The organism is Cypionkella sp. (assembly GCF_030652235.1).
Classification (GTDB): Bacteria; Pseudomonadota; Alphaproteobacteria; order Rhodobacterales; family Rhodobacteraceae; genus Cypionkella.
On the sequence record NZ_JAUSBA010000048.1, the window covers coordinates 1 to 21,786 of the forward strand.

Annotated in this window: 15 protein-coding genes, 1 tRNA gene and 1 pseudogene; 7 read left to right on the top strand and 10 right to left on the bottom strand. The window is 60.6% G+C overall.

What is annotated here, in order from left to right; translation table 11 throughout:
* From Q7V03_RS16825 to Q7V03_RS16840, 4 genes and pseudogenes are all read left to right on the top strand, one after another.
* Window positions 1-121, top strand: a pseudogene (locus tag Q7V03_RS16825) (IS5/IS1182 family transposase); the annotation flags it as partial.
* A gap of 59 nt (window positions 122-180) precedes the next feature.
* Complete coding sequence (locus Q7V03_RS16830; RefSeq protein ID WP_304926751.1) at window positions 181-1,452, top strand: DNA repair exonuclease; 1,272 nt, start codon at window positions 181-183, stop codon at window positions 1,450-1,452.
* Window positions 1,452-4,841: an AAA family ATPase gene (locus tag Q7V03_RS16835; RefSeq protein WP_304926752.1), complete on the top strand. Its 3,390-nt coding sequence runs from the start codon at window positions 1,452-1,454 to the stop codon at window positions 4,839-4,841. Before Q7V03_RS16830 ends, Q7V03_RS16835 begins: the two co-directional genes overlap by 1 nt.
* A 22-nt stretch (window positions 4,842-4,863) precedes the next feature.
* A complete protein-coding gene (locus tag Q7V03_RS16840) occupies window positions 4,864-10,764 on the top strand; it encodes a DUF3320 domain-containing protein (RefSeq protein ID WP_304926753.1) in 5,901 nt (1,966 codons plus the stop codon).
* A 328-nt stretch (window positions 10,765-11,092) separates the two neighbouring features.
* On the opposite strand, the gene Q7V03_RS16845 is transcribed toward Q7V03_RS16840, so the two are convergent.
* The 10 genes from Q7V03_RS16845 to Q7V03_RS16890 form a co-directional block, all read right to left on the bottom strand.
* A tRNA-Pro gene (locus Q7V03_RS16845) sits at window positions 11,093-11,169 on the bottom strand.
* Between the two features lie 71 nt (window positions 11,170-11,240).
* Entirely contained in the window at window positions 11,241-12,248 is a 1,008-nt protein-coding gene (locus Q7V03_RS16850; protein ID WP_304926754.1) for a DMT family transporter, read from the bottom strand.
* A gap of 153 nt (window positions 12,249-12,401) precedes the next feature.
* A complete protein-coding gene (gene leuB, locus Q7V03_RS16855; protein WP_304926755.1) occupies window positions 12,402-13,508 on the bottom strand; it encodes a 3-isopropylmalate dehydrogenase in 1,107 nt (368 codons plus the stop codon).
* 33 nt (window positions 13,509-13,541) lie between these two features.
* Entirely contained in the window at window positions 13,542-14,258 is a 717-nt protein-coding gene (locus Q7V03_RS16860; RefSeq protein ID WP_304926756.1) for a substrate-binding domain-containing protein, read from the bottom strand.
* A 57-nt stretch (window positions 14,259-14,315) separates the two neighbouring features.
* The gene (locus Q7V03_RS16865) at window positions 14,316-15,311 is read right to left on the bottom strand and encodes an endonuclease/exonuclease/phosphatase family protein (protein WP_304926757.1); all 996 of its coding nucleotides are present in this window, start codon (window positions 15,309-15,311) and stop codon (window positions 14,316-14,318) included.
* Window positions 15,312-15,343: 32 nt separating this feature from the next.
* Entirely contained in the window at window positions 15,344-16,150 is an 807-nt protein-coding gene (locus tag Q7V03_RS16870) for a hypothetical protein (RefSeq protein WP_304926811.1), read from the bottom strand.
* A 289-nt stretch (window positions 16,151-16,439) separates the two neighbouring features.
* Complete coding sequence (gene leuD, locus Q7V03_RS16875; protein WP_304926758.1) at window positions 16,440-17,045, bottom strand: 3-isopropylmalate dehydratase small subunit; 606 nt, start codon at window positions 17,043-17,045, stop codon at window positions 16,440-16,442.
* A gap of 23 nt (window positions 17,046-17,068) precedes the next feature.
* Entirely contained in the window at window positions 17,069-17,611 is a 543-nt protein-coding gene (locus Q7V03_RS16880) for a bifunctional 2-polyprenyl-6-hydroxyphenol methylase/3-demethylubiquinol 3-O-methyltransferase UbiG (RefSeq protein ID WP_304926759.1), read from the bottom strand.
* A gap of 164 nt (window positions 17,612-17,775) precedes the next feature.
* Window positions 17,776-19,182, bottom strand: coding sequence for a 3-isopropylmalate dehydratase large subunit (leuC, locus tag Q7V03_RS16885; protein ID WP_304926760.1), 1,407 nt, complete (start codon window positions 19,180-19,182; stop codon window positions 17,776-17,778).
* A gap of 350 nt (window positions 19,183-19,532) precedes the next feature.
* Window positions 19,533-19,673 (bottom strand): hypothetical protein, encoded by a 141-nt coding sequence (locus Q7V03_RS16890; protein ID WP_304926761.1) that lies wholly within the window; start codon window positions 19,671-19,673, stop codon window positions 19,533-19,535.
* Window positions 19,674-20,047: 374 nt separating this feature from the next.
* Between Q7V03_RS16890 and rsfS the strand changes: the two genes are divergently transcribed.
* From rsfS to Q7V03_RS16905, 3 genes are read left to right on the top strand one after another with little or no spacing between them, the layout of a single operon-like run.
* Window positions 20,048-20,362: a ribosome silencing factor gene (rsfS, locus tag Q7V03_RS16895; RefSeq protein WP_370651158.1), complete on the top strand. Its 315-nt coding sequence runs from the start codon at window positions 20,048-20,050 to the stop codon at window positions 20,360-20,362.
* A 3-nt stretch (window positions 20,363-20,365) separates the two neighbouring features.
* Window positions 20,366-20,836, top strand: coding sequence for a 23S rRNA (pseudouridine(1915)-N(3))-methyltransferase RlmH (gene rlmH / locus Q7V03_RS16900; protein ID WP_304926762.1), 471 nt, complete (start codon window positions 20,366-20,368; stop codon window positions 20,834-20,836).
* Window positions 20,837-20,847: 11 nt separating this feature from the next.
* The gene (locus Q7V03_RS16905) at window positions 20,848-21,762 is read left to right on the top strand and encodes a hypothetical protein (RefSeq protein ID WP_304926763.1); all 915 of its coding nucleotides are present in this window, start codon (window positions 20,848-20,850) and stop codon (window positions 21,760-21,762) included.
* Window positions 21,763-21,786: the final 24 nt, after the last annotated feature.

Sequence of the window (21,786 nt, forward strand, 5' to 3'; positions counted from 1 at the left end):
AATCGAGAACATGTTTGGCAAGCTGAAGGATTGGCGGCGCATCCACACCCGCTACGACCGCTGCGCCCACACCTTCATGTCAGCCATCGCCATCGCGGCCATCGTCATCTTCTGGATATGATCAATGAGTCCAGAGCCTAGAGCGGCACGCTTGGCGTAGTGACTCGCCCGATTTCATAAATGGTGTTTCACAGTTTGGCTTTCCGCTTCATTCATACCGCTGATTTGCATCTAGACTCGCCCTTGGTGTCGCTCGCGATGCGCAATGCTGATCTTGCTGATCAGGTGGGTGTGGCAAGCCGTTCTGCATTGACCAGGATTGTCGACCTGTGTCTGACCGAGGCCGTTGATGCGCTTTTGATTGCGGGTGATCTTTGGGATGGCGGGCTGAGTTCGGCCAAAACGCCACGGTTTCTGAAGCAGGAATTGCTGCGGTTGGACGAGGCGGGCATTCGCTGTTTTATCATCCGGGGCAATCACGATGCGATCTCAAAGGTCACGCGCGAGCTTGATCCGCCTGGGGGGACGCGGGTGTTTGGGCCGAAGGCCAAGACCGAAACGTTCGAAGCAGGCGGCCATCTGATCGCGGTGCATGGCGTCAGCTTTGCCGAGCCTGTGGCCCCGGGTAGCCTGTTGCCGCTGTATCCGGTGGCGATGACGGGTGCGTTCAACATCGGCATGATGCATAGCTGTCTGAACGGCAGCGTCGGGCACGATGTCTATGCGCCGTGCAGCGTCGCTGATCTGGACGCGCATGGGTATGATTATTGGGCTCTTGGCCATATTCATCGCAGATCAGAGCATTGTGGCCGTGCAACTGTGGTGATGCCCGGTATCCCGCAGGGCCGTGATATTGGTGAGGCTGGGGCTTGTTCGGTGACCCTGGTGACGGTGGATGACGTCGGCGCTGTGGCTACTGAACAGCGCAGCGTTGCGGCGCTGCGGTTTGATCGGCTGCGCATTGATCTGACAGATATGTCTGACTGGGCCGAGGTGATTGAGGCATTGGATGCCGCATTGCGTGACATCGCGCATGTGCCACGCCCTGAGGCGTATCTGGTGCTGCGCCCGATGCTGATGGGGACGACGCCGCTTGCGTGGCGGATTGCCCGTGATCTGGACCGCTTGACTGAGGAAGCTCATACCATTGCAGCATCCGTTGGGGGGATCTGGATCGACAAGTTGGAGAATGGCACCACCGCGCGGGGGGCCGGGATCACCAGCCAGTTGCCCACCGATCTCGTCGGTATTGTTATGGCAGAGTTGCCAAGTGATCCGGCGCTGCTGGCGGCCTTGGCGGAGGCTGCGCGCGTGTTGATGCACGATTTGCCGCCCGAATTGCGCGATCTCTTGGGTGATGATGCCGCCGCTGTAGCCGCCGCAAGTGGCTTGCTGCTGGCAGACGGCAGCGTGCAGATCGTCGCCCGGCTTGGCGCGGGTGAGGCCGTCTGATGCGTTTGGAAGGTTTGGATCTGACCCGCTATGGCCGCTTTACCGAGGCAAGGCTGGCGTTTCCCGCGCCGGCACCCGGTGGGGCTGATCTGCATGTGATCTTTGGACCTAACGAGGCTGGCAAATCGACGCTGTTCTCGGCTTGGCTGGATTTTCTTTATGGTATCCCGTCGCGCAGCCGCTACGATTTCAAACATGCCGGGCCCACGATGCGGATCGGGGCTCAGATCAGCCATGCCGTTGGTGTGCTGGATCTGGCACGGCAAAAGCGCCTCGGTTCCAGTTTGCTTGATGCGCATGGCGCTGTGGTGCCGGATACTTTGCTGCAATCGGCGCTAGGAGGGCTTTCGCGCGAAGGCTATATGGCGATGTTTTCCCTGGATGATGACACGCTGGAAAAGGGTGGTGAGGGTATTCTCGCCAGCCGGGGCGATCTGGGCGAGATGCTGTTTTCGGCCAGTGCTGGGCTTGCCGGGCTTGGCCCGCAGCTGGCCGCGATCCGCGCCGAGTTGGACGGCTTCCACCGCGCCGGGGGCCGCAAGGGCGTGGTTTATGAGGCAAAGGCCCGGTTGGCCGAGCTGGATCGCCAGCGGCGCGCGCTTGACACCTCGGCTGCAACCTATCAGCGCTTGGGGCGCGATGTGGTGATGGCCGAGCGTGACTGGAACACTGCGCGCGACGCGGAAGCCGCCATCACCCAGACCCTGCGCGATTTGCAAGCTGCGCTGGCAGTATTGCCTTTGCGGGATCGTCTGGCGCGGCTAGAGGCCGATCATGCCCCGCTTGCGCATTTGCCGGACGCCGATGATGCGGTGGTGCAGAACCATCAGGCGCTGGAGGCGGCCCGCAGTGCTTTGGCCAGCCGGATCGCTGACCGCGCCGAGCGGATCGAAATGCTGGAAGATCGCAGTGCCAAGATGACGCCAGACTCCGCGATCTTGGGCGTGCGGGATGCCATCTTGTCGGCCGATGCGCTGCGTTCGGCGCATGACACCGCCGTGCAGGATTTGCCGCGCCGTCGCGATGAGGCCGCAAGCGTCGAGACGGCGTTGCGCGAAACGCTTGTGCGTTTGGGTCGGCCCGGTGCTGCGGTTGAGCCGCTGTTGCTTGATCCGGCGCGGCTGAGCGCGTTGCGCGGCTTGCTGGCCGAACGCTCGGGTGTTTTCACCGCCGTTGCGCGTGCGACGGAGGAGGCCACGAAGGCCAAAGCCAAGTTGGTAGCCGCGCAAAATCGGCTTGGTGATCCTGGCACGCCCGAGGATCTTGCCGGTTTGCAGGCGCTGCTGACGCGGTTTCGCACGGCAGATCCAAGTGGGGCACTGCGAGTGGCGCTGCGCGACCGAGACGCATACGCGGCGCAGATGCAATCCGCGCTGCAAACGCTTCTGCCTTGGCAAGGTGATGCCGATGCGCTGGCAGCGCTTGCGGTTCCAGCCAGTTGGCAGGTTGAGACTTGGGTTGCCGATGCGGAACGCACGCGCCTAGCCGTGACGGATACCGAGCGCGCGTTGCAACAGGCGCAGTCCGCCCATGACAGTGCCGAGGCGTTGGCAGGGCAGGCGGCAGAGGTGTCAGCGGGTGCCACATTGGCTGATGCGGCTTCGGCGCGCAGCCAGCGCGAAGCCCGTTGGGCCGCCCACCGCGCTGATTTGAAACCTGCAAGTGCCGATGCCTTTGAAGCGGCACTGCGGCAGGATGATCAGATTGCTGCACTTTTGGCCGACATGATGGCGCGGGCGCGGTTGGATGCGGCAGATGCCAGTCGCCGCGCCGGGCTGGCGGCGGAAGTGTCTGCGGCGCAAGACAAGTGGACGCAGGCCTGCGCCGCACGCGATGTGCATGCGGCCACGCTTGATGCCACTTGTGCCGCGCTTGGTTTGCCGGGGGCCGCGTTGGCAGACCTGCGCCGCTGGCTTGATCAGCGAATTGCAGCGCTGGGTGTGCGCGCGGCGCTGCGGCAGGCCGAGGATACGCTGGCCCGCGCTGAGGCCGATTTGCGGGCTGGCACAGCGGCGTTGCAAGGGACGCTTGGGCTTAGCCCAGATCACGGTGGTTTTGATGCGCTTTGGGCCATAGCGACTGCACGGCTGGAAGCTTCGGAAAAGCACCGCGATGCGCGCGGACAACTGGCCGAGTTGCAGGCTGATCTGCACGATCGCATCAAAGATCACACCGTGGCTGAGGCCAATGCGGCGGCATGGCTGACCGCGTGGCAAACGGCCAGCGCCAGCACCGCGCTTTCAGGGCTGCCCGCTGACAGCGCAGGTTTGGGCGATATGCTCGATTTGCTGGATGCGTTGGGTCGCGATGCCGCGCTGCTTGCCGGATTGACGGACCGCATAGCCAAGATGGAGCAGAACCGCGTAGGTTTTCGCGACGCGGTGGCGCTGATCCTGTTGGCAATCCAGTTGCCGCCTGAAACTCGTTGGGCGGACCTGCCTGCGCGTCTGCGTCAGGCTGAAGATGCCACCACCAAACTGGCCGAACTGTCGCGCAATCTAGCTGATGATCGCGAAGTGCAGTTGCAAGATCAGCGGCAGGCTGAAGCCAATGCCGGGGCGTTAAACGCGTTGGGCGCAGCGCTTGGCTGGGCAGCAGGCGGTGCCAGCCTTGGCAGCCATATCGCGGATTGCCAACGTGCCGCACAGTTGCGACGTGATATGATCGGCCTGCGCGCCGATCTTGCCAATCGTCCACAGTCAGCCGAGGGCGTGGATTTCAGCGTTTTGACGGCACAAGAGGCTGAGACACAGGCCGCGTTAGAGTTGCGGCACAGCGAAACGCAGGCGGCCTTCGCCGTTCTGCTTGAAGCAAAGCGTCAACTAAGCGCCGTGGGCGGCGATGATGCCGTGGCGCGCCTTGAAGCTGAACGTGCCAATCTGCTGAACGCACTGCGCGACGGCGCGAAGGCGCATCTGGCCCGCCGCTTTGGTCTGATCGCGGTGGAGCAAGGCCTGCGCCGCTACCGCGACAGCCACCGCAGCGCCATGCTTGATCGCGCCTCGGCGGCGTTTCACAGCTTAAGCCGGGGCGCTTATACTGGCCTTGCGGCTCAACCCGATGGCGCAACCGAGGTGCTGGTGGCTTTGTCTGCGGCGGGTGGTGCGAAACTGGCCGCCGATCTGTCAAAGGGCACGCGGTTTCAGCTTTACCTCGCGCTGCGGATCGCGGGATATCACGAGTTGGCGCAAAGTCGCCCCACCGTGCCGTTCATCGCCGATGACATCATGGAAACCTTTGATGACGACCGGGCCGCTGCGGCCTTCACTTTGCTGGCCGAGATGTCGCGCTCGGGTCAGGTGATTTACCTCACCCACCACCGCCACCTCTGCGATATCGCCCGCGCTGCTTGTCCCGATGTGCGGGTGACTGATTTGCAAGCCCTCTGATTTGCGTTGAACTGGAGCCGAAATGTCCACCGATGTGACCGATGCCACCAAAGCCGAACAACAGCTTGCGGAGCCCAAGCCGCTGGTCGTCCTAAAGGCGGTTTTGGCGGGCAAGGTGAACTTTGCATCCGCGCAAAACGGCGTTTCGGTGCTGCGCAGTTTGCGGCTGGTGAATGAGGGGACGGCGGCGGCGGTTAATGTGACGCTAAGTTTAACGGCCACGCCTGCGATCCTGCGCGATAAATCCTGGCGGATCGACCGGATCGCACCGGGGACGGGGATTGATCTGGTCGATCTCGAAACGCCGCTGGACACTGCAATTTTGGGCGGGCTGGATGAGGCCGAAATCGGCCAAATCAGTTTTCAAATCAGCATTGACGGTCAGGTGACCGATCAAATGCAGCATCGTATTGAACTCCTTGCCCGCGATGAATGGGGCGGCTTGGCCGAGATGGATAACATCCTGGCGGCCTTCGTCTCGCCCAACCAGTCGGCGGTGGCGCGACTTTTGAAAGAGGCATCGCGGTTGTTAGAGGCGGCAGGGCATTCAGGGTCACTGGAAGGCTATCAGTTAGGTGATCCTATGCGGGTCTGGATGATCGCAGGCGCGATCTGGTCGGCGGCGACCGGGCTGGGGCTGACCTATGCCGTGCCGCCTGCCTCGTTTGAACGGATGGGTCAAAAGGTGCGTGACCCCGAGCGGATCGTGGCCGAGGGTCTTGCCACCTGTTTGGACAGCACCTTGTTGCTGGCCGCAGCGTTCGAGGCGGCGGGGCTGAACACCGCGATCTTGTTTTCGCACGGCCACGCTTGGGTGGGTGTCTGGCTGGTCGCCCGCGATTTTGGGCGGCTGGTGGAGCCCGATGTGGTTGCAGTGCGCAAAGCGGCAGCTGCACGAGATTTCGTGCCGCTGGAAACCACGCTTTTGACCAAACGCCCTAGCACGGGGTTTGAGGCTGCTGTTGATGCGGGCCGAGACCGGCTGTCTGAGGCGCGCGAGACCGAGTTCATTCAGGTCGTCGATATCAAACGCGCGCGGGCGGCGCGGATTCGCCCGTTGGCAAGCCATCGTGTGGCGCAAGAGGCGAGTAATAATGATGAAGCTGTGGCCGCTGCTGCCCTGCCACGCCCACTTGATTTGGGCCGTCTGCCCGGCGAGTTGATCGAAATTGCGCCCACCACCGCTTTGGGTCGGATTGAGCGCTGGCAGCGCAAGTTGCTGGATCTGTCATTGGCCAACCGCTTGCTGAACTTCAAGGATACCAAGCTGGCGATCCCGATGATTTGCCCGGATGTTTCCGGGCTGGAAGACCAGCTTGCCGATGGCGCGATGTTTAGGTTGCTGGCGCTGAAGGATGAACATGCGGTGTCTGGCCGCGATTTGGCCGCCGAGGAAGCGCGTCAGATTGAAGCCGGGTTGGCGCGGGATGCGATGGCGCGGGGGCAGGTTGCCGTGCCGCTGACCAGCCGCGACATGACCAACCGACTGACCGAGCTTTACCGCAAGGCCCGCAGCGATGCCGCAGAAGGCGGCACCAACACGTTGTTCTTGGCTGTGGGATTCCTGCGCTGGAAACGCACTGATAGCGACCCGCGCCATTACCGCGCGCCGTTGCTGCTGCTGCCTGTCAAGCTGGAGCGCCGCTCCGCGCAATCAGAGTTTCGGTTGTCGCAGCTTGAAGATGAGGTGCGGATCAACGCCACATTGCTTGAATTTCTGAAGCGCGATTTTGAGTTGCGGATGCCCGAGTTGGAAGGTGAATTGCCGCGCGATGCCAGCGGTTTGGACATTCCGCGCATTTTGCAAATCTTGCGCCATAAAGTCCGGGATGTGGCTGGGTTTGAGGTGCTGGAGGATTGCGCGCTTTCTACCTTTTCCTTCGCGAAATATTTGATGTGGAAAGATCTGGTCGACCGCACCGATAACTTGCGCGAAAGTCGATTGGTGCGGCATCTGGTGGACAGCCCGACCGAAAGTTTTGCAGACAGCACCGGGGCGATGCCACAGCCCGCCGACATTGACCGAAAACATGCGCCCGCTGATCTGCTGGCACCGCTGCCCGCCGACAGCTCGCAACTGGCGGCGGTGATGGCGGCGGCGCAGCAGCGCGATTATGTGCTGATCGGGCCGCCCGGCACCGGCAAAAGCCAGACGATCACCAACATCATCGCCGATCAGCTGGGCCGGGGTCGCACCGTGCTGTTCGTGGCCGAGAAGGCTGCCGCCTTGGATGTGGTGCATCGGCGGCTTGAGCGGCATGGCTTGGGCACCGCAGTGTTGGAGCTGCACTCGAACAAAGCCGACCGCAAGGCGGTTTTGACACAACTTGGCCGCTCGTGGGATCGCGCCAGCGCGCATGGCACGGCGGATTGGGTGCGAGTCACGGATGATCTGCGGGTAACGCGCGATCAGTTGAACGGTTATGTCGCGGCGCTGCATTCGCCCGGAACGCAGGGCTTCAGCGTTTATCAGGCGAATGGGCGGGTGGCGAAACGGCCTGCAGTGCTATCTTTGGCGTTCCCAAATAAGGATTGCCACAATCAGGACACTTGGCTGCGACTGCGTGCGCTGGCGGCGGAACTGGGCCAGCGGCACCGGATTATTGCTGACTTGGGCACGGGCGGACCGCTGGCGCTGGTCGCTCCGGGGGAGTGGTCATTTGGCTGGCAGGATGCGTTTCTTGCGGCGGCACGCCGTCTGCGGGTCACTCTGCACGAAGCGCAAGAAGCACGGCTCGGGTTGGCGCAGCAGTTGGGATATCCGGCCGCAGTTGTCGGTTTGGCTGATGTTGTGGCGGCATTGGGCAAAGTGCCTGCCGCCCGTTTGGGCCACCCTGCGGTATCAGAGATTGCTTTGAACGCGGCCCCGGCGTTGCGTGCAGAACTGGCACCATTTGCCGAAGCTCTGCGGGCCTGCCGTGATCAACGGCAGGCCTTGGCTGCCAGTTATACGGATGATGTGATCGCCGATATGCCTTTGGAAGCGCTGGATATTCAATGGCGCGAGGCGCAGACCAAGATGTGGCCGATGGCCGGCATGGCGAAGACCAAGCTGCAAAAGCTGCTGCAATCCTATGCGCACGGCGGCACCGCTGATCCTGTTACGGATATTGCAGCGCTTAAACGGTTGCTGCGGGCGCAGGCGCTGATCGTCAAGTCCACGCTGTCTGCATTGCCCGGTTTTGCAGGCGAACGCACGGATATAGGTGCCATGTCTGCTGCGCTGGAAGAGGCCGACGGTTTTGCCCGGCTTGAATCAACACTGACAGACGCAGGCCTGCCGTGCGCCCGGTTGATGGAACAGCGCGCAAATCTAATGCAGCGTGATGGTGGCACATTTGAGCCGCTGTTGCGCCGTCTGGTTGCCGCAGAGACCGCGCTCGCCGCCGATGTTTCGGGGTTCACGGCAGCAGGGGGGGATGCAAACGTCAGCGCTGATCAGTTGATGCCGCACCTTTTGGCCATCGAAGCGTTGCAGGCGCGGCTGCCCGATTGGATGAAATGGTTGGCGACGCGCGGGCAGGCAGCGGCACTTGGGTTGCAGCCGATCATCGACGCGCTTCAAGCAGGCGCGGATATCGGCGCGGCAGAGGCTGCGTTTGAAAGCGCCTATATGGCGTGGTGGCTGCGCCTTGCTATGGATGCCGCGCCGATGTTGCGCAGTTTTGCGTATTGGGAACATGATGCGCTAATCCTGCGGTTCCGCGCGTTGGACGATGCGATGACCGGGATGGCTTCGGCGGAAGTGATGCGGCGGCTTGGCAATGATCTGCCGACGCGCGATTCCGTGCCGCGGAATTCCGAACTCGGCATCCTTCGGCATCAACTTGGGCTGCAACGGCCGACAGCAGCCATCAGGGGTCTGATCAGCCAGATGCCGACAACCTTCGGCAAACTCGCCCCTTGTGTGCTGATGTCGCCTTTGTCGGTCGCGCAATATCTGCCTGCGGGCCAGGCGCAGTTTGATCTGGTGATCTTCGACGAGGCTTCACAGATTTCCACGTGGGATGCGATTGGCGCGATTGCGCGCGGCAAGCAGGCGATCATCGTCGGTGATCCGCGTCAGTTGCCGCCGACCAATTTCTTTGGCCGCAGCGATGATGGCGCCGACGGCGATGACCTTGCAGAATACGAAAAGGATATGCCCTCGATCTTGGATGAAGTCTCGGCCTCCGGTGTGCCGACGCAACTGCTGAACTGGCACTACCGCAGCCGGGATGAGGCCTTGATCGCGTTTTCCAACCATTTTTACTATGGCGGCAGCCTTGTCACCTTCCCGTCGCCAGATGCCTCGGGCAATGCGGTCAAGCTGCACAAGATCGCTGGCACCTATATGCGCGGCACCGGGCGCACCAACCCTGATGAGGCCCGTGCCATCGTGCAGATGATCCGCAAGCGGCTGCTCGATTGGCTGAAACTGCCGGAAAAAGATCGCCCGACGCTGGGAGTGATCACCTTTAACGCCCAGCAGCAAAGTCTGATCCTTGATCTTCTGGATGCCGAACGCCAAGCCAATCCGGCGCTGGAATGGTTCTTTTCGGATGATCGTGAGGAGCCGCTGATCGTGAAGAACCTTGAGAATATCCAAGGTGATGAGCGCGATGTGATGCTGTTCTCGATCACCTTCGGGCCGGATGGTGCGGGTAAGCTCGCGATGAATTTCGGCGCGCTGAATGGGGACGGTGGTGAGAAACGCTTGAATGTTGCGGTGACGCGGGCGCGGGCAGAGTTGCATGTGTTTGCCTCGATTACCGCAGATCAGATTGACCTGACGAGGACAGGCGCGCGTGGGGTCAAAGATCTTAAAGCCTTCCTCGATTTCGCAGCACGCGGCGCGATTGCGCTATCGGCACAAGACAAAGGCTCTGTGGGCCCGGTTGAATCACCGTTTGAAGAGGCGGTGTTGGCTGCCCTTACCGCGAAGGGATGGGAGTTGCACAGCCAGATCGGCGTTTCCGGTTTCCGCATTGATCTTGGCGTGCGGCATCCCGACCATGCTGGAACCTGGCTTGTGGGAGTGGAATGCGACGGCGCGCGCTATCACAGCTCTGCAACCGCGCGCGACCGTGATCGGATCAGGCAAGCCGTTCTGGAAGGTCTTGGTTGGTCGATCTTGCGCATTTGGTCCACCGACTGGTTCCGCAACCCTGTGGCGACGGCTGATCGGGTGGATGTGCTGCTGCGTGAGGTGTTGGAGAGGGATCGCCAGCGCAGACTGGCAGTGGTCGAAGTCGAAGTGACCGAAGCTGACAGCTTAGGCGACGCTGCGCAGATCATGCCTTATCTGCGGCTCGACGACATCGCCACTGAAACGCCGACCGCACCTAAGGAGTCCAAACTAATTTTGCCGTCTATGCCGGTGCCAGCCTGCATGCCTGAGTCGGCCGCTGCAGTTCAGTTTGCGTCGGTTGATCTACCTGTTGCTCAGCCTGAGATGGAGCCGCTGAGCCAGCATACGCTACAGCCAGACAACTTTTTCGACGAGGTCTATTCCGCGACGCTGGCGGCGCTGGTGCTCAAACTGGTCCAGACGCAAGGTGCCATGACAGAGGCGGCCTTGGCACGCAGCGTCGCCCAGTTGCATGGTTGGCAGCGCACGGGTGGCCGCATTCAGGCAAGGGTAGCGACGTTCCATAGGTTGCTCGACCAGCAGGATGAAAATGGCACGGTATTCTTCTGGCCAAAGGGCGGTGTAGTGCCGCGCGTTCCCTTCGCCGGGCTTGGAGGGCGAAGCCTTAGAGAAGTGTCCCGGACCGAAATCGCTTGGATGGAAGACCAGCACACGGCGCGTATTTCGGCGTCAGTTGATCCAGTTTTGGAACTATCACGGCTGCTGGGAATCGCGCGGCTGAGCCAAGACGCGCGCAGCTATCTTGATGACTGTAGATATTGGAGGACCGAAGGTGGCGCCACCCTGCCATGAAGGCGGCGTTGCTGTTGTGGTATCTACCACCGGCCTCCTCAGCGTCTTATCTTTGCGCGCTTGGGGGAGGTCCGTGTGTCAACCAAAAGCCTTGGATCGTGGTCATTGGTCGTTCGAAAACAATGGTCAGCGGATGGTCGATGTGAACTCACTGAAGGCGCGATAGAGGAAATCCAGTGCGAAAGTATCATTAACCCGAATAGCGACTCCAAAAAGGTGCTTCTTCATTCACGGGCGTAGCACTGCTCCGGGCCTATGGGTAGAAAAAGTGTTCCGGGGGCAATGAGGCTGTATTTTCAAGTCATTGATATATCGGGATTCTTTTAATTGGTCGGAGCGAGAGGATTCGAACCTCCGACCCCCTGCTCCCGAAGCAGGTGCGCTACCAGACTGCGCTACGCTCCGACCATGGCGCGGGGTTAAACCGTTGTGTGCCGGTTTGCAAGAGGGCGGCGCTGACTTAAGCCCGGTTCTGTCTAAGCGTCGCCGTCGGTGCCGGACAGGCCCTCGGTCTTGTTGCGCAAACGGCGGCGGTCAAACAGGCGCAGCCAGAGGCCGATGCGGGGGGTCGCGCCGTAATCAAAGCGCGAACGGTGCTCCAGCACGGGGCGGTTGATCGAGACCAAGGGTTTGTCTTCGCGCAGCACGATATAGACCCCGGCTGCGATGATCACGGCGGTGCCAACGGCAGTCCAGAAATCGACTTTTTCGTTGAAGATGAAAAAGCCGTAAAGGATTGCCCAGATGATCTGGCTGTATTGCATCGGCGCTACGATGATCGCAGGCGCGCGGCGGTAGGCGGCGATGGTCAGCATGCCCGCAAACAGGCTGAGCAGCGCCATTGCGCCTAGCATGCCCATATGTTCAATCGGAACAGGGACATAGACAAAGGGCAGCGCCAGCGCCATCACCAAGAAGTTCGCCACCATCGGATAGAGCATCAGCACCACCGAACGTTCATCATGGCCGATCTTGCGCACGATCACCGAGGTCATCGCCCCCAACAAAGCGGCGGCGAGGGCGGAAAGATGGCCAAGGCTCAGCGGTTCTTGCCCCGGTCGCAGCACGATCATCACGCCTGCGAGGCCGATGATGATGGCGAGACCCCGGTGCAGGCCAATCTTTTCGCCCAAGATCGGGATCGCCAAAATCGTGATCAGAATCGGCATCGCAAAGAAGATCGCGTAGCATTGCGCAAGCGGCAGCACCGAAAATGCGTAGAACCCGGTGATGCCATTCACCACGGCGGAAGCGGTGCGCAGGGCGGTCCAGTAGGGGTGTTTCGGGATCAGGTTGCCGTCGGTGCGGTCGCTCATCAGCAGGATGGTGATCAGCGGGAAGGTCAGCAGGCCTGAGAAAAAGATCAGCTGAAACGGGCTATAGCTGGCCCCGAGATGTTTCACCAGCACATCATGGGTGGCGTAAATCCCGAACGCGGCCAGCGCCAAAAGTGCCCCACGCAGGTTCGATTGAGCAACGGGCATGGCGGGTATCCGGGGAAGTGTGCAGTGATGCCTAGCTGTCGGGCCTTGGGGGGTGAACTTCAAGGGGCAAGCTGCAGGGCGCGGGGTTTCTTGCTGATTCTTCGTCAGAAGTCGTTGCCCTTGAGGGACAGGCTCAAGGGCAACGGCAGGGTGTTACAGGCTGGCTTCCATCGCGGCGATGATCGCATCACCCATTTGCGTGGTGCTGACGGGCGAGCCGCCATCCGGGCCCATCAGATCGGCGGTGCGCACGCCGTCGGCCAGCACTTTCTCGACGGCTTTTTCCACCCGCGTTGCCTCATCGCCCAAGCTGAACGAATAGCGCAAAGCCATCGCGAAGCTCAGGATGCTGGCGATCGGGTTGGCTTTACCCTGCCCGGTGATGTCGGGGGCCGAGCCGTGGACGGGTTCATACAAAGCCTTCGGGCGGCCATTGGTCTGCGGCAGACCTAGGCTTGCCGAGGGCAACATGCCCAACGACCCGGTCAGCATCGCGGCCATGTCGGACAGCACATCGCCGAACAGGTTGTCGGTGACGATGACGTCGAATTGTTTGGGCCAACGGCACAGCTGCATCGCGCCGTTGTCGGCATACATATGGGTCAGTGCCACGTCGGGGTATTCTTTGTCGTGGATTTCCTGCACCACTTCGCGCCACAGAATGCCAGATTCCATGACATTGGCCTTCTCCATCGAGCAGAGCTTGTTGCTGCGCTTGCGGGCCAATTCAAACGCCGAACGCGCGACGCGGGCGATTTCGGATTCGGTATAGCGCTGGGTGTTGATGCCGACGCGCTCATTGCCCTCCATGAAAATACCGCGCGGTTCGCCGAAATAGACGCCGGAGGTCAATTCACGAACGATAAGGATATCAAGGCCTGCGACGACTTCACGTTTCAGCGACGAGAAATCGGCGAGGGCATCAAAGCACTGGGCGGGGCGCAGGTTGGAAAACAGGTCCATCTCTTTGCGCAGGCGCAGCAGGCCCCGCTCGGGCTTCACGCTGAAATCGAGTTTGTCATATTTTGGGCCACCAACAGCGCCCAGCAAAACCGCATCGGCTTCCTGCGCGCGGGCCATGGTTTCATCGGTCAAAGGCGTGCCGTGGGCGTCGTAGGAACAGCCGCCGACCAAGCCTTCGGAGACATCAAAGCTGACGATGCCTTTGGCGTCGAACCAGCTGATCAGTTTTTTCACCTCGGCCATGACTTCAGGACCGATGCCGTCGCCGGCGAGGATAAGCAGGGAGGGATTTGCCATCATAGGCTCCACGTTGGAAGGGTTGGCGCTGGCCTAGCCAATGGGGGGGGCAGGGTCAAGGTTTAGCGCCCGGAAATGGGCGGCAAGCGCATCAAACACCCGCCGAATGCGGGGGGTGTGGCGCAAAGCCTCGGGCGCAGTCAGCCAGATCGGCAAAGGTTGCAGCTGAAGGAAAGGCGCGGCGCGGGTGACAGTTGGGTCAGCATCGCCGATCACGGTCTCCATCCCGCCCAAGCCTAGGCTCGCGCGCACCAGTGCCCAATAGACGATTTTGTCGTCGCAGCGGGACGCGAAATCTTCGCGCCGCGCCTGAAAACCTAGGGCTGCCATCATCCGCAGCATCAGGTCGGAACGGTCAAAGCCGACGAAATCATGGTTGAGGATGGTTTCCGGGGTGATCGGATCTGGCCTCAGGGCAAGGCAGCTGTGGGCGGCATAGATCGCCATCGGGATATCGCACAGATGTGCGGTGATCAGATCGGGTTGGGTCGGGCGATACATCCGCAGCGCGATATCGGCCTCGCGGAACAGCAGGTTATCCGAGGCATCGGTGGGGGAAAGTTCAATCTCGATACCGGGTTCTTCCCGGCGCAATTCGGCCAACATCGGTGGCAGCAGATAGTGAGAGACGATACGGCTGGCGGTGATGCGGACCGGGCCGCGCAGGCTGGTGTCGCGGCCGGCAACCGCCAGCGCGAGTTTTGCCGCCGCATCGCTTGGATGGGGCGACGATGCAGCTCGTGTTGCCACAGTTTCAGACCACCGGACTGGCCGAGGTGGCCGCGGCGCAACTGCGCTGGGCCGGCCCTAGGGCGCAAGATCGACCCACAACGGGTGATGGCGTGAGGCGGTGGTGAGAATGGCCGCAGTGGGGTCGCTGTCGGGCGGCCATTCTACCCCCGACGCTGTGATGTGCAGGTCTTTTGAGGGCAGAACAATCTCAACCCGCAACCCGCCGATTACTGGATACAGGGCGGTATCCAGCGCCGGATCGCCGGACTGGCCGGGGTCATGGCGGGTGGATTGCCCGCGCGGGCGCGGGTCTTGCAGGGCGAAGTGGTGCAGCAAGGCCGTGATCGCCTGCTTGCGTCCGGCACCATCGGCGGGGTCTAGGTTGCTTTGGCCCAAGATCACGAAGGGCGGTTCGGGCGGTTTGAAGTGCAGATCGCCTGCGAGCAGGTGCAGCCAGAACGCGGACTCATCATGGTTGCGGCGACCATTACGGTCTTCCGGGCCATCGAAGATCGGCGGGCCGGCATAGTATGCCAGCAGGCGCAGGATTTTACCATCGGGCAGGGTGATCGGCACCTCATAGGCGCCAGTGGTGGAGAGCAGCTGACCGGGTGGCGTGTCGGGTGGCATCAGGGCTCCGGGCAGATCAGCCCAGAGAAAGCCACTGAAATCACGGATGTTTTCGGTATCAATCGGCAAGCGCGACAGGATCGCCATACCGCCTTCGCCCGCCCAACGGCCATAGGCCATCGCGTCTCGCGGCTCGCCCAAAATGCCGTTGCCATCCAAATCAAGGCCCGTTGCCACGCCGGTATTCGGGCGCAAGGGCAGGCGGTAGGGGTAAGATGCGCCTGCTTCGGTCAGACGTTTTTCCAGTGCGGCCAGCGTGTCGCCATGCAGATCATAGTCGATGCCGGTCAGCAGCAGCACATTGGCATCAAGTTTTGCGATCACCTGAATGGCGGCCAGTTGTGCAGGATTGTCGCCGCGTGTCAAAGATTGCAGCGCCAGACCGGGGCCTTTGGCCCAGAAGTCGATGTTATAGATCGCAACGCGCAGATCTGGCCGCAACTCGGCACAAGCGGGCCAAGCCCACAGCCAGATCAGGCAGGCGCATAGCGCTTGCCATCGCTGCCCAAGCTGTTCGCAGCGCGGGTTTCGGTGATCATGTCGGCGATGCGACCCATCGCAATGCCGCGCATGAACAGGCTGGCGGGAAGGAAGGCCCATGCCGTCATTGTCCAGATCAAGGTTTGTGGCGAGGTCAGCGTCAACGGCTCGAATCCCGTCGACGCAATCTTCACCACGGCTGGGGTTAAGAATGGCAGCAAAAACCCTAACGCAATGTTAATGCGCGCGTCACGGGTGAGGCGGGCGACCACATCGGCCCCGGCGGTCGGGTCAAAAGTGGGCAGATTGACCCAGACGTTGAAGGCGCGGCTGCGCGAGGGCCAGCGTCCCGCCTTCAGGATCACCACAAAAATGGATAAAGATATCAATGAGATCAGGTAAGCCATCCCGGCCGCGGTGCGCACGGCGGCGACCTGCTCGGGGGTGGCATCCTGGGCGACCATCAAGGTGGCCAGCCGTACCGGGCTATAGGGGAAATCCATCGAAATCCCGACCAGCGTGCCCACCGCATCGGCGAAATCGGTCAGGGTCGAGGGCATGATCCGGCCACGCGCGATCATCGACAGCGACACCACGGTGGCCAGCAGCATCAGGTATCTCACCCGGTTGAACGGGGCTGCGTCGCGAAATTCGATAAGGCTGGGATAGGTGGCATTGTATTCGACAAAGGTCAAAAGCCCGATGATCAGCGCCACAAGGGCGACCATCTGTTTGGCATCTGCCGTCACATCGACCAAAAGCACGGAAGGCGTGGCGACCAGCACCATCACCAAAATCATGCGCACGATCGCGCCTGTTAGCCGCGAAACCACTGCCCTGCCACCCTTCAATCGGTCTTGTCTGGAGTTTTGCCAGGCAAGTGTCCCGAAGATTTCCCGCACTTTAAGGCGGGTTGCCTCAATATTGCCCAATTCTTGCCTTCTTTCCCCGTGATCGGCAACAGCTGGGTGAAAGATCGGTAAGCACCGTGGCAATTCAGTGTTCAAGGTGTTGCAGGATTGAATCAAACTGGCGGTAACAAAAAGGCCACCCCGCAGGGTGGCCCCAGATGTAGTGGTTTGGCTGGCGTCAGGCCCAAGGATGCAAGGCTGCGTTCTTTTTTTCAAAAGAATCAATGGCCGAGGCTTTTTCCAAAGTCAGGCTAATATCGTCCAATCCGTTGATCAGGCAGTGCTTGCGGTGGCCGTCAACTTCGAACCCGAACACCTGACCGTCCGAGGTGGTGACGGTTTGCGTCAGCAGATCAACGGTCTGCCGCGCATTGGCGCCTTTTTTGGCATCGGCCATCAGGATGTCGACAACCTCTTGCGGCATCACGATTGGCAAAATGCCGTTCTTGAAGCAGTTGTTGTAGAAGATGTCGGCGAAAGAGGTGCTGATCACGCAGCGGATGCCGAAATCCAGCAAAGCCCAAGGCGCGTGTTCGCGCGAGGAGCCGCAGCCAAAGTTGTCGCCCGCCACAATGATCTCGGCTTTCCGGTAAGCCGGTTGGTTCAGCACGAAATCGGCAATCTCGCTGCCGTCAAGATTATAGCGCATCTCGTCGAACAGATTGACCCCAAGCCCGGTGCGGGCAATGGTTTTCAGGAACTGTTTTGGGATGATCATATCTGTGTCGATATTGACCAAGGCCATCGGGGCTGCGATCCCGGTGAGGGTGGTGAATTTATCCATTAGATTTTCCTTATACCCAAGCGTCAGTTGCGTCGCGTCACGACGAAGACTTCGCGGAATTTTCCCAAAACACCCAGATAGGTGTCGTTAAGCGTGATCATGTTGACCGAGCATTTTGGCGCCCAAGCCAAAATCAAATCAGCAAAATCAGAGCCATAGTGAAAAGTCACCAAGGAGCCCTCATTGCTGATCGGGTTGCCATGGTATTCAGGCTCGGCGAAATGCTGAACGCCGTTCGGGCCATAGTGCGCACGCCGCTCGGTCTTGATTTTGCCCTCATATATTGGAGTGGTCAGAATCATCTTTCCACCTACTTTCAGTGTACGTTGCATCTCGGCAAAGCAAAGGCTTGGATCGTTCACATGTTCCATCACATCCAGATGGCAATGCAGATCAAAAATGGCGTCTGCAAAGGTCAGTGCTTCAAGATTTTCGCAGCGATAGCCTTCGTGCATGGTCCCTAAAGCGACGCCCGGATAATATTGGGTGCCAACATGCCCCGGACATTCGCGTTTCATCCGGGCTGAAATAGACCGGTCTGCGGGCGAGCATTCATGCACGGCCATGCCACGCCAACCTTGACAAAGTGTTTCAAGGCACCACGCAAAGGCACGCTCACGCGGGATTGAATGGCAATGCTGGCACAAAAGGCCGTCACGCAGCCAATCCGACTGGCTTATATACACAGTCTGCTTGTCACAGACTGGACATTGACCGGCGAAAGAGTGGCTCATAGCATCTCGCGCACATCGGTCAGATGACCGGTGATTGCGGCGGCGGCGGCCATGCCGGGGGACAGCAGGTGGGTGCGGCCGCCACGGCCCTGACGGCCCTCAAAATTGCGGTTGCTGGTTGCAGCACACCGCTCGCCCGGTGCCAGTTGATCTGGGTTCATCGCCAAGCACATCGAGCAACCCGCCAGACGCCATTCAAAGCCTGCGTCGATGAAAATCTGCGCCAGACCCTCGGCTTCCGCCTGCGCCCGCACCAGACCCGAGCCGGGAACAACCATCGCGCGGATGCCGTCTTTCTTCTTCTTGCCCTTCAGGATCGCAGCGGCAGCTCGCAGATCTTCAATGCGGCCATTGGTGCAAGAGCCGATGAACACGGTGTCGATCTTGATTTCCGACAGCTTTTGACCGGGGACGAGGCCCATATAGTCCAAGGCACGTTGCACGGCCTCGACTTTACCGCCGGTGAAATCGCTGGGCGAAGGCACCACGGCAGTGATCGGCAGCACGTCTTCGGGCGAGGTGCCCCAAGTCACCAAGGGCGCGATGTCTTCGGCTTTGATCGTCACAACCTTGTCGAAATGCGCGCCTTCGTCGGTGTAAAGCGTCTTCCAATAGGCGACGGCAGCCTCCCAAGCCGCGCCTTTTGGCGCCTGCGGGCGACCCAGGCAATAGGCGTAGGTTTTCTCATCGGGTGCGATCAGGCCCGCGCGCGCGCCGCCTTCAATCGCCATGTTGCAGACCGTCATCCGGCCTTCCATCGACAGCTCACGAATGGCTTGGCCGCAATATTCAATGACATAGCCGGTGCCGCCTGCGGTGCCCGTCTCGCCAATCACCGCCATAGTGATGTCTTTAGCGGTGACGCCGGGGCGCAGGGATCCGGTGATTTCAACCTTGAAGTTCTTGGCCTTGCGCTGGATCAGGGTTTGCGTCGCCAGCACATGCTCAACCTCCGAGGTGCCGATGCCATGCGCCAAAGAGCCAAACGCGCCATGGGTGGCGGTGTGCGAATCGCCGCAGACCACGGTCATGCCGGGCAGGGTCCAGCCTTGCTCTGGCCCGACGATATGAACGATGCCTTGGCGCACGTCTGACACCGGATAGTAGTGGATGCCGAAATCTTTAGCGTTCTGATCCAAAGCTTGCACCTGAATCCGGCTGTCTTCCGTCATCGTCGCCGCATTGGCGCGGTCGAGCGTTGTCGGCACGTTATGGTCCGGCACAGCGATGGTTTTTTCCGGCGCGCGCACTTTGCGGCCGGTCATCCGCAGACCTTCAAAGGCTTGCGGCGAGGTGACTTCATGCACCAAATGGCGGTCGATATACAGCAAACAAGTGCCGTCATCGGCCTGATGGACGACGTGATCGTCCCAGATTTTGTCATAAAGCGTGCGAGCGGTCATGGCTGGCTCATCCTCAGGTTTGGAAAGGGGAAAGGCGTGAGGCGGGGCGTTTTCCCATCACTGGACGCCCGGGTTTACCGATCAGACGCGCGCTAGAATAGAGCGGGTGGCCCCGTAGAACCGCCACGGCAGGCGGTCATGGTCAGCGATGTCAAAAAACCGGATCATGCGGCGGATATACGCCCATAGCGCCTTGCAAGCAAGGGTCGAGGTCGCGGCATGTAGAGGAGTGTGGCCAAGATGGAGCGGTCAGCTTGGGCATCCGGGGGCGGGTGCGCCCCCGATGCAGATTTAGGGTGTCGTCGGTAGCGTGGTCAGGTGATCAGAACTGGATGATCAGAGCCGCATCATCAGAACTGGGCGAAACGTCCGCGCTCGATCTCGCGCTCACGGCATTCCAGATCATAGATGCTGACAGCACCATTCAGATATTCAAGTTCTGCCTCATGGCGGGTTTTGCGACGTGGCAGCAGTTTAAGGAACTTGTTCATAGTGTTTACTCCGTTGGTTCCTCCCTGCCTGTGATATGCTGCATCGCAGCATGAATGAGTAGTTATGCGATAAGTATTGCCGTCATGCGTTGATCGCATAGCTTGGCGCCTGTTTTTTGGTCAACCCTGCTGTCCTAAAGCCAAGCCAAGCCCTTGCGAAACGCCGCTTGGCAGGATAGACGCGCGCCTTCGCCTGCCGTTGAGATTGTTGCCCTGCAATGATAGGCTGGTGATATCCCTGTGCCGGGGCCGCATCGGCGCGCTAATTGGAGGACGTTGTCCTGTCGCATTCTGATCCCGCCACCGGCCTTCCGGTTGGCCCGCGCGCCACCCGCGCCTCTGACGATTACACCGCCGAAGATCTGCTGGCTTCTGTGCTGGCCTCGGTCGATGACGACAAAGCCGAAGAGATCGTGCAGATTGATCTGCGCGGGCGCTCGGATGTCGCTGACTATATGGTGATCTGCTCGGGCCGCTCGTCGCGGCAAGTGGCGTCGATTTCCGAAAAACTGGCGGATCGCTTGAAAGAGCAGTTCCACCTGTCGGCCAAGATGGAAGGCAAAGAGACCGGCGATTGGGTGCTGATTGATGCGGGCGATGTCATCGTCCACGTCTTCCGTCCCGAAGTGCGCGAGTTCTATGATCTTGAAAAGATGTGGCTTCCGGGCAGCGCGCATCGCGGGGCATAACCCTTGCGGCTGCATGTTTGTGCGGTGGGGCGGCTGAGGGCTGGTCCCGAGCGCGATCTGGTCGATGACTATTATACGCGGATGGACCGGACCGGGCGGGCGTTAAGCCTTGGCCCGGTGTCGGAACTTGAGGTTGAGGATAAGAAGAACCTTGGCATGGCGGCAGAAGCTGTTTTGCTGGAGCGGGCAATTCCAACGGGCGCGCTGATTGCGACGCTGGACGAGCGTGGCCGCGTGCTAAGCAGTCCAGAGTTCGCCGAAATGCTGGCGGGCTGGCGCGATGGCGGGCGGCAAGATGTGGCCTTTGTGATCGGCGGCGCGGATGGGATTGATCCCAGCCTGCGGGCGAAGGCGGGGTTTTCGCTTAGCTTTGGCCGCATGGTCTGGCCGCATATGCTGGTGCGGGTGATGCTGGCCGAACAGCTGTACCGGGCGGCAACGATTCTCGGCGGCGGGCCGTATCATCGGGCTTGAGGGAGACGGCGATGAGCAACGATTTTCGCACCATGCAGGCGGTCAGCGACCTTATCCATCATGTGAAACCTTTGCTGGCGCAGCATTTGGCGGCGGTGGCTGCGGCGTCAGTGCTTGGTTTGCGCGAGACGGGCGAGGCATTTGCGCTGCTGCGCGATGACAACTTCCGGTTTCAGCGTGATAAGACTTTGGCATTGCTGGACGGGCTTGAGACGATTGCGATCACCCGAGCCGAGGGCTTTGATCTGGCGGTGGTGGTGCTGCTGGCGGATGTGCTGCAACGGCGGCAGGTTTCTGGATTGCTGACCGAGGCTTGGGACGAAGCCTGCAAGCACCTGCGCGATTGGCCTGCGACTTTGCGGGCGGCGGTCGCGAATGGGTTGCGCCGGGCGGTCGAATTTAATGTGATTAGTCTGGATAAGTTGCCAACTGATGCCGATTGCCGGACGCGTCAATCCGGCGAGATTGCGGAGCCGTTGTTGCGCATCGCGCGCTCTATGCGCCGCGATGAATTGTATGCTGTGGCGCAAGCTGACCGGGGCGAGGACGTGGAATCGCACTTTGCCGCGCTGATGGACGTGATCGGCAAACGCGATGGAATTTTTCCCGAGGGCGATGTTTGGTATCCGGGTGAAGTCGTTAACTTGACCGCAAATGTCCCAAGTGCTCCGGGCTTTGAAGGCTGCACGGCGATCTTGCTGCTGAACGCTATCGCGCATGGCGACAACACAGGCGGGTTAGATTGTCGCTGGCCACTTCATGGCGCTGCCTATTGTGCGCTGCGGCCTTCAACCCGCGACCCAATCCTTGCAGGAATCCGACATATCTATGAATCCGACGCCAATTTCCTCAGCGTTGAAGAGATCGACATAGCGGGGCGGCTTGGCGAGGGCGCTACGATTCCCGTAGTCGGCGATCTGCTATAGTCAGAAACCATGCGCGACCGTTGC

Bases quoted from the DNA above. Each gene is read 5' to 3' on its own strand.
- Q7V03_RS16835 (WP_304926752.1), top strand. From the start codon at position 1,452: ATGCGTTTGGAAGGTTTGGATCTGACCCGCTATGGCCGCTTTACCGAG.
- Q7V03_RS16880 (WP_304926759.1), bottom strand. From the start codon at position 17,611: ATGGCCGTGCATGAATGCTCGCCCGCAGACCGGTCTATTTCAGCCCGG.
- Q7V03_RS16850 (WP_304926754.1), bottom strand. From the start codon at position 12,248: ATGCCCGTTGCTCAATCGAACCTGCGTGGGGCACTTTTGGCGCTGGCC.
- Q7V03_RS16830 (WP_304926751.1), top strand. From the start codon at position 181: ATGGTGTTTCACAGTTTGGCTTTCCGCTTCATTCATACCGCTGATTTG.
- Q7V03_RS16890 (WP_304926761.1), bottom strand. From the start codon at position 19,673: ATGAACAAGTTCCTTAAACTGCTGCCACGTCGCAAAACCCGCCATGAG.
- leuC (WP_304926760.1), bottom strand. From the start codon at position 19,182: ATGACCGCTCGCACGCTTTATGACAAAATCTGGGACGATCACGTCGTC.
- Q7V03_RS16870 (WP_304926811.1), bottom strand. From the start codon at position 16,150: ATGATTTTGGTGATGGTGCTGGTCGCCACGCCTTCCGTGCTTTTGGTC.
- leuB (WP_304926755.1), bottom strand. From the start codon at position 13,508: ATGGCAAATCCCTCCCTGCTTATCCTCGCCGGCGACGGCATCGGTCCT.
- leuD (WP_304926758.1), bottom strand. From the start codon at position 17,045: ATGGATAAATTCACCACCCTCACCGGGATCGCAGCCCCGATGGCCTTG.
- Q7V03_RS16840 (WP_304926753.1), top strand. From the start codon at position 4,864: ATGTCCACCGATGTGACCGATGCCACCAAAGCCGAACAACAGCTTGCG.
- Q7V03_RS16905 (WP_304926763.1), top strand. From the start codon at position 20,848: ATGAGCAACGATTTTCGCACCATGCAGGCGGTCAGCGACCTTATCCAT.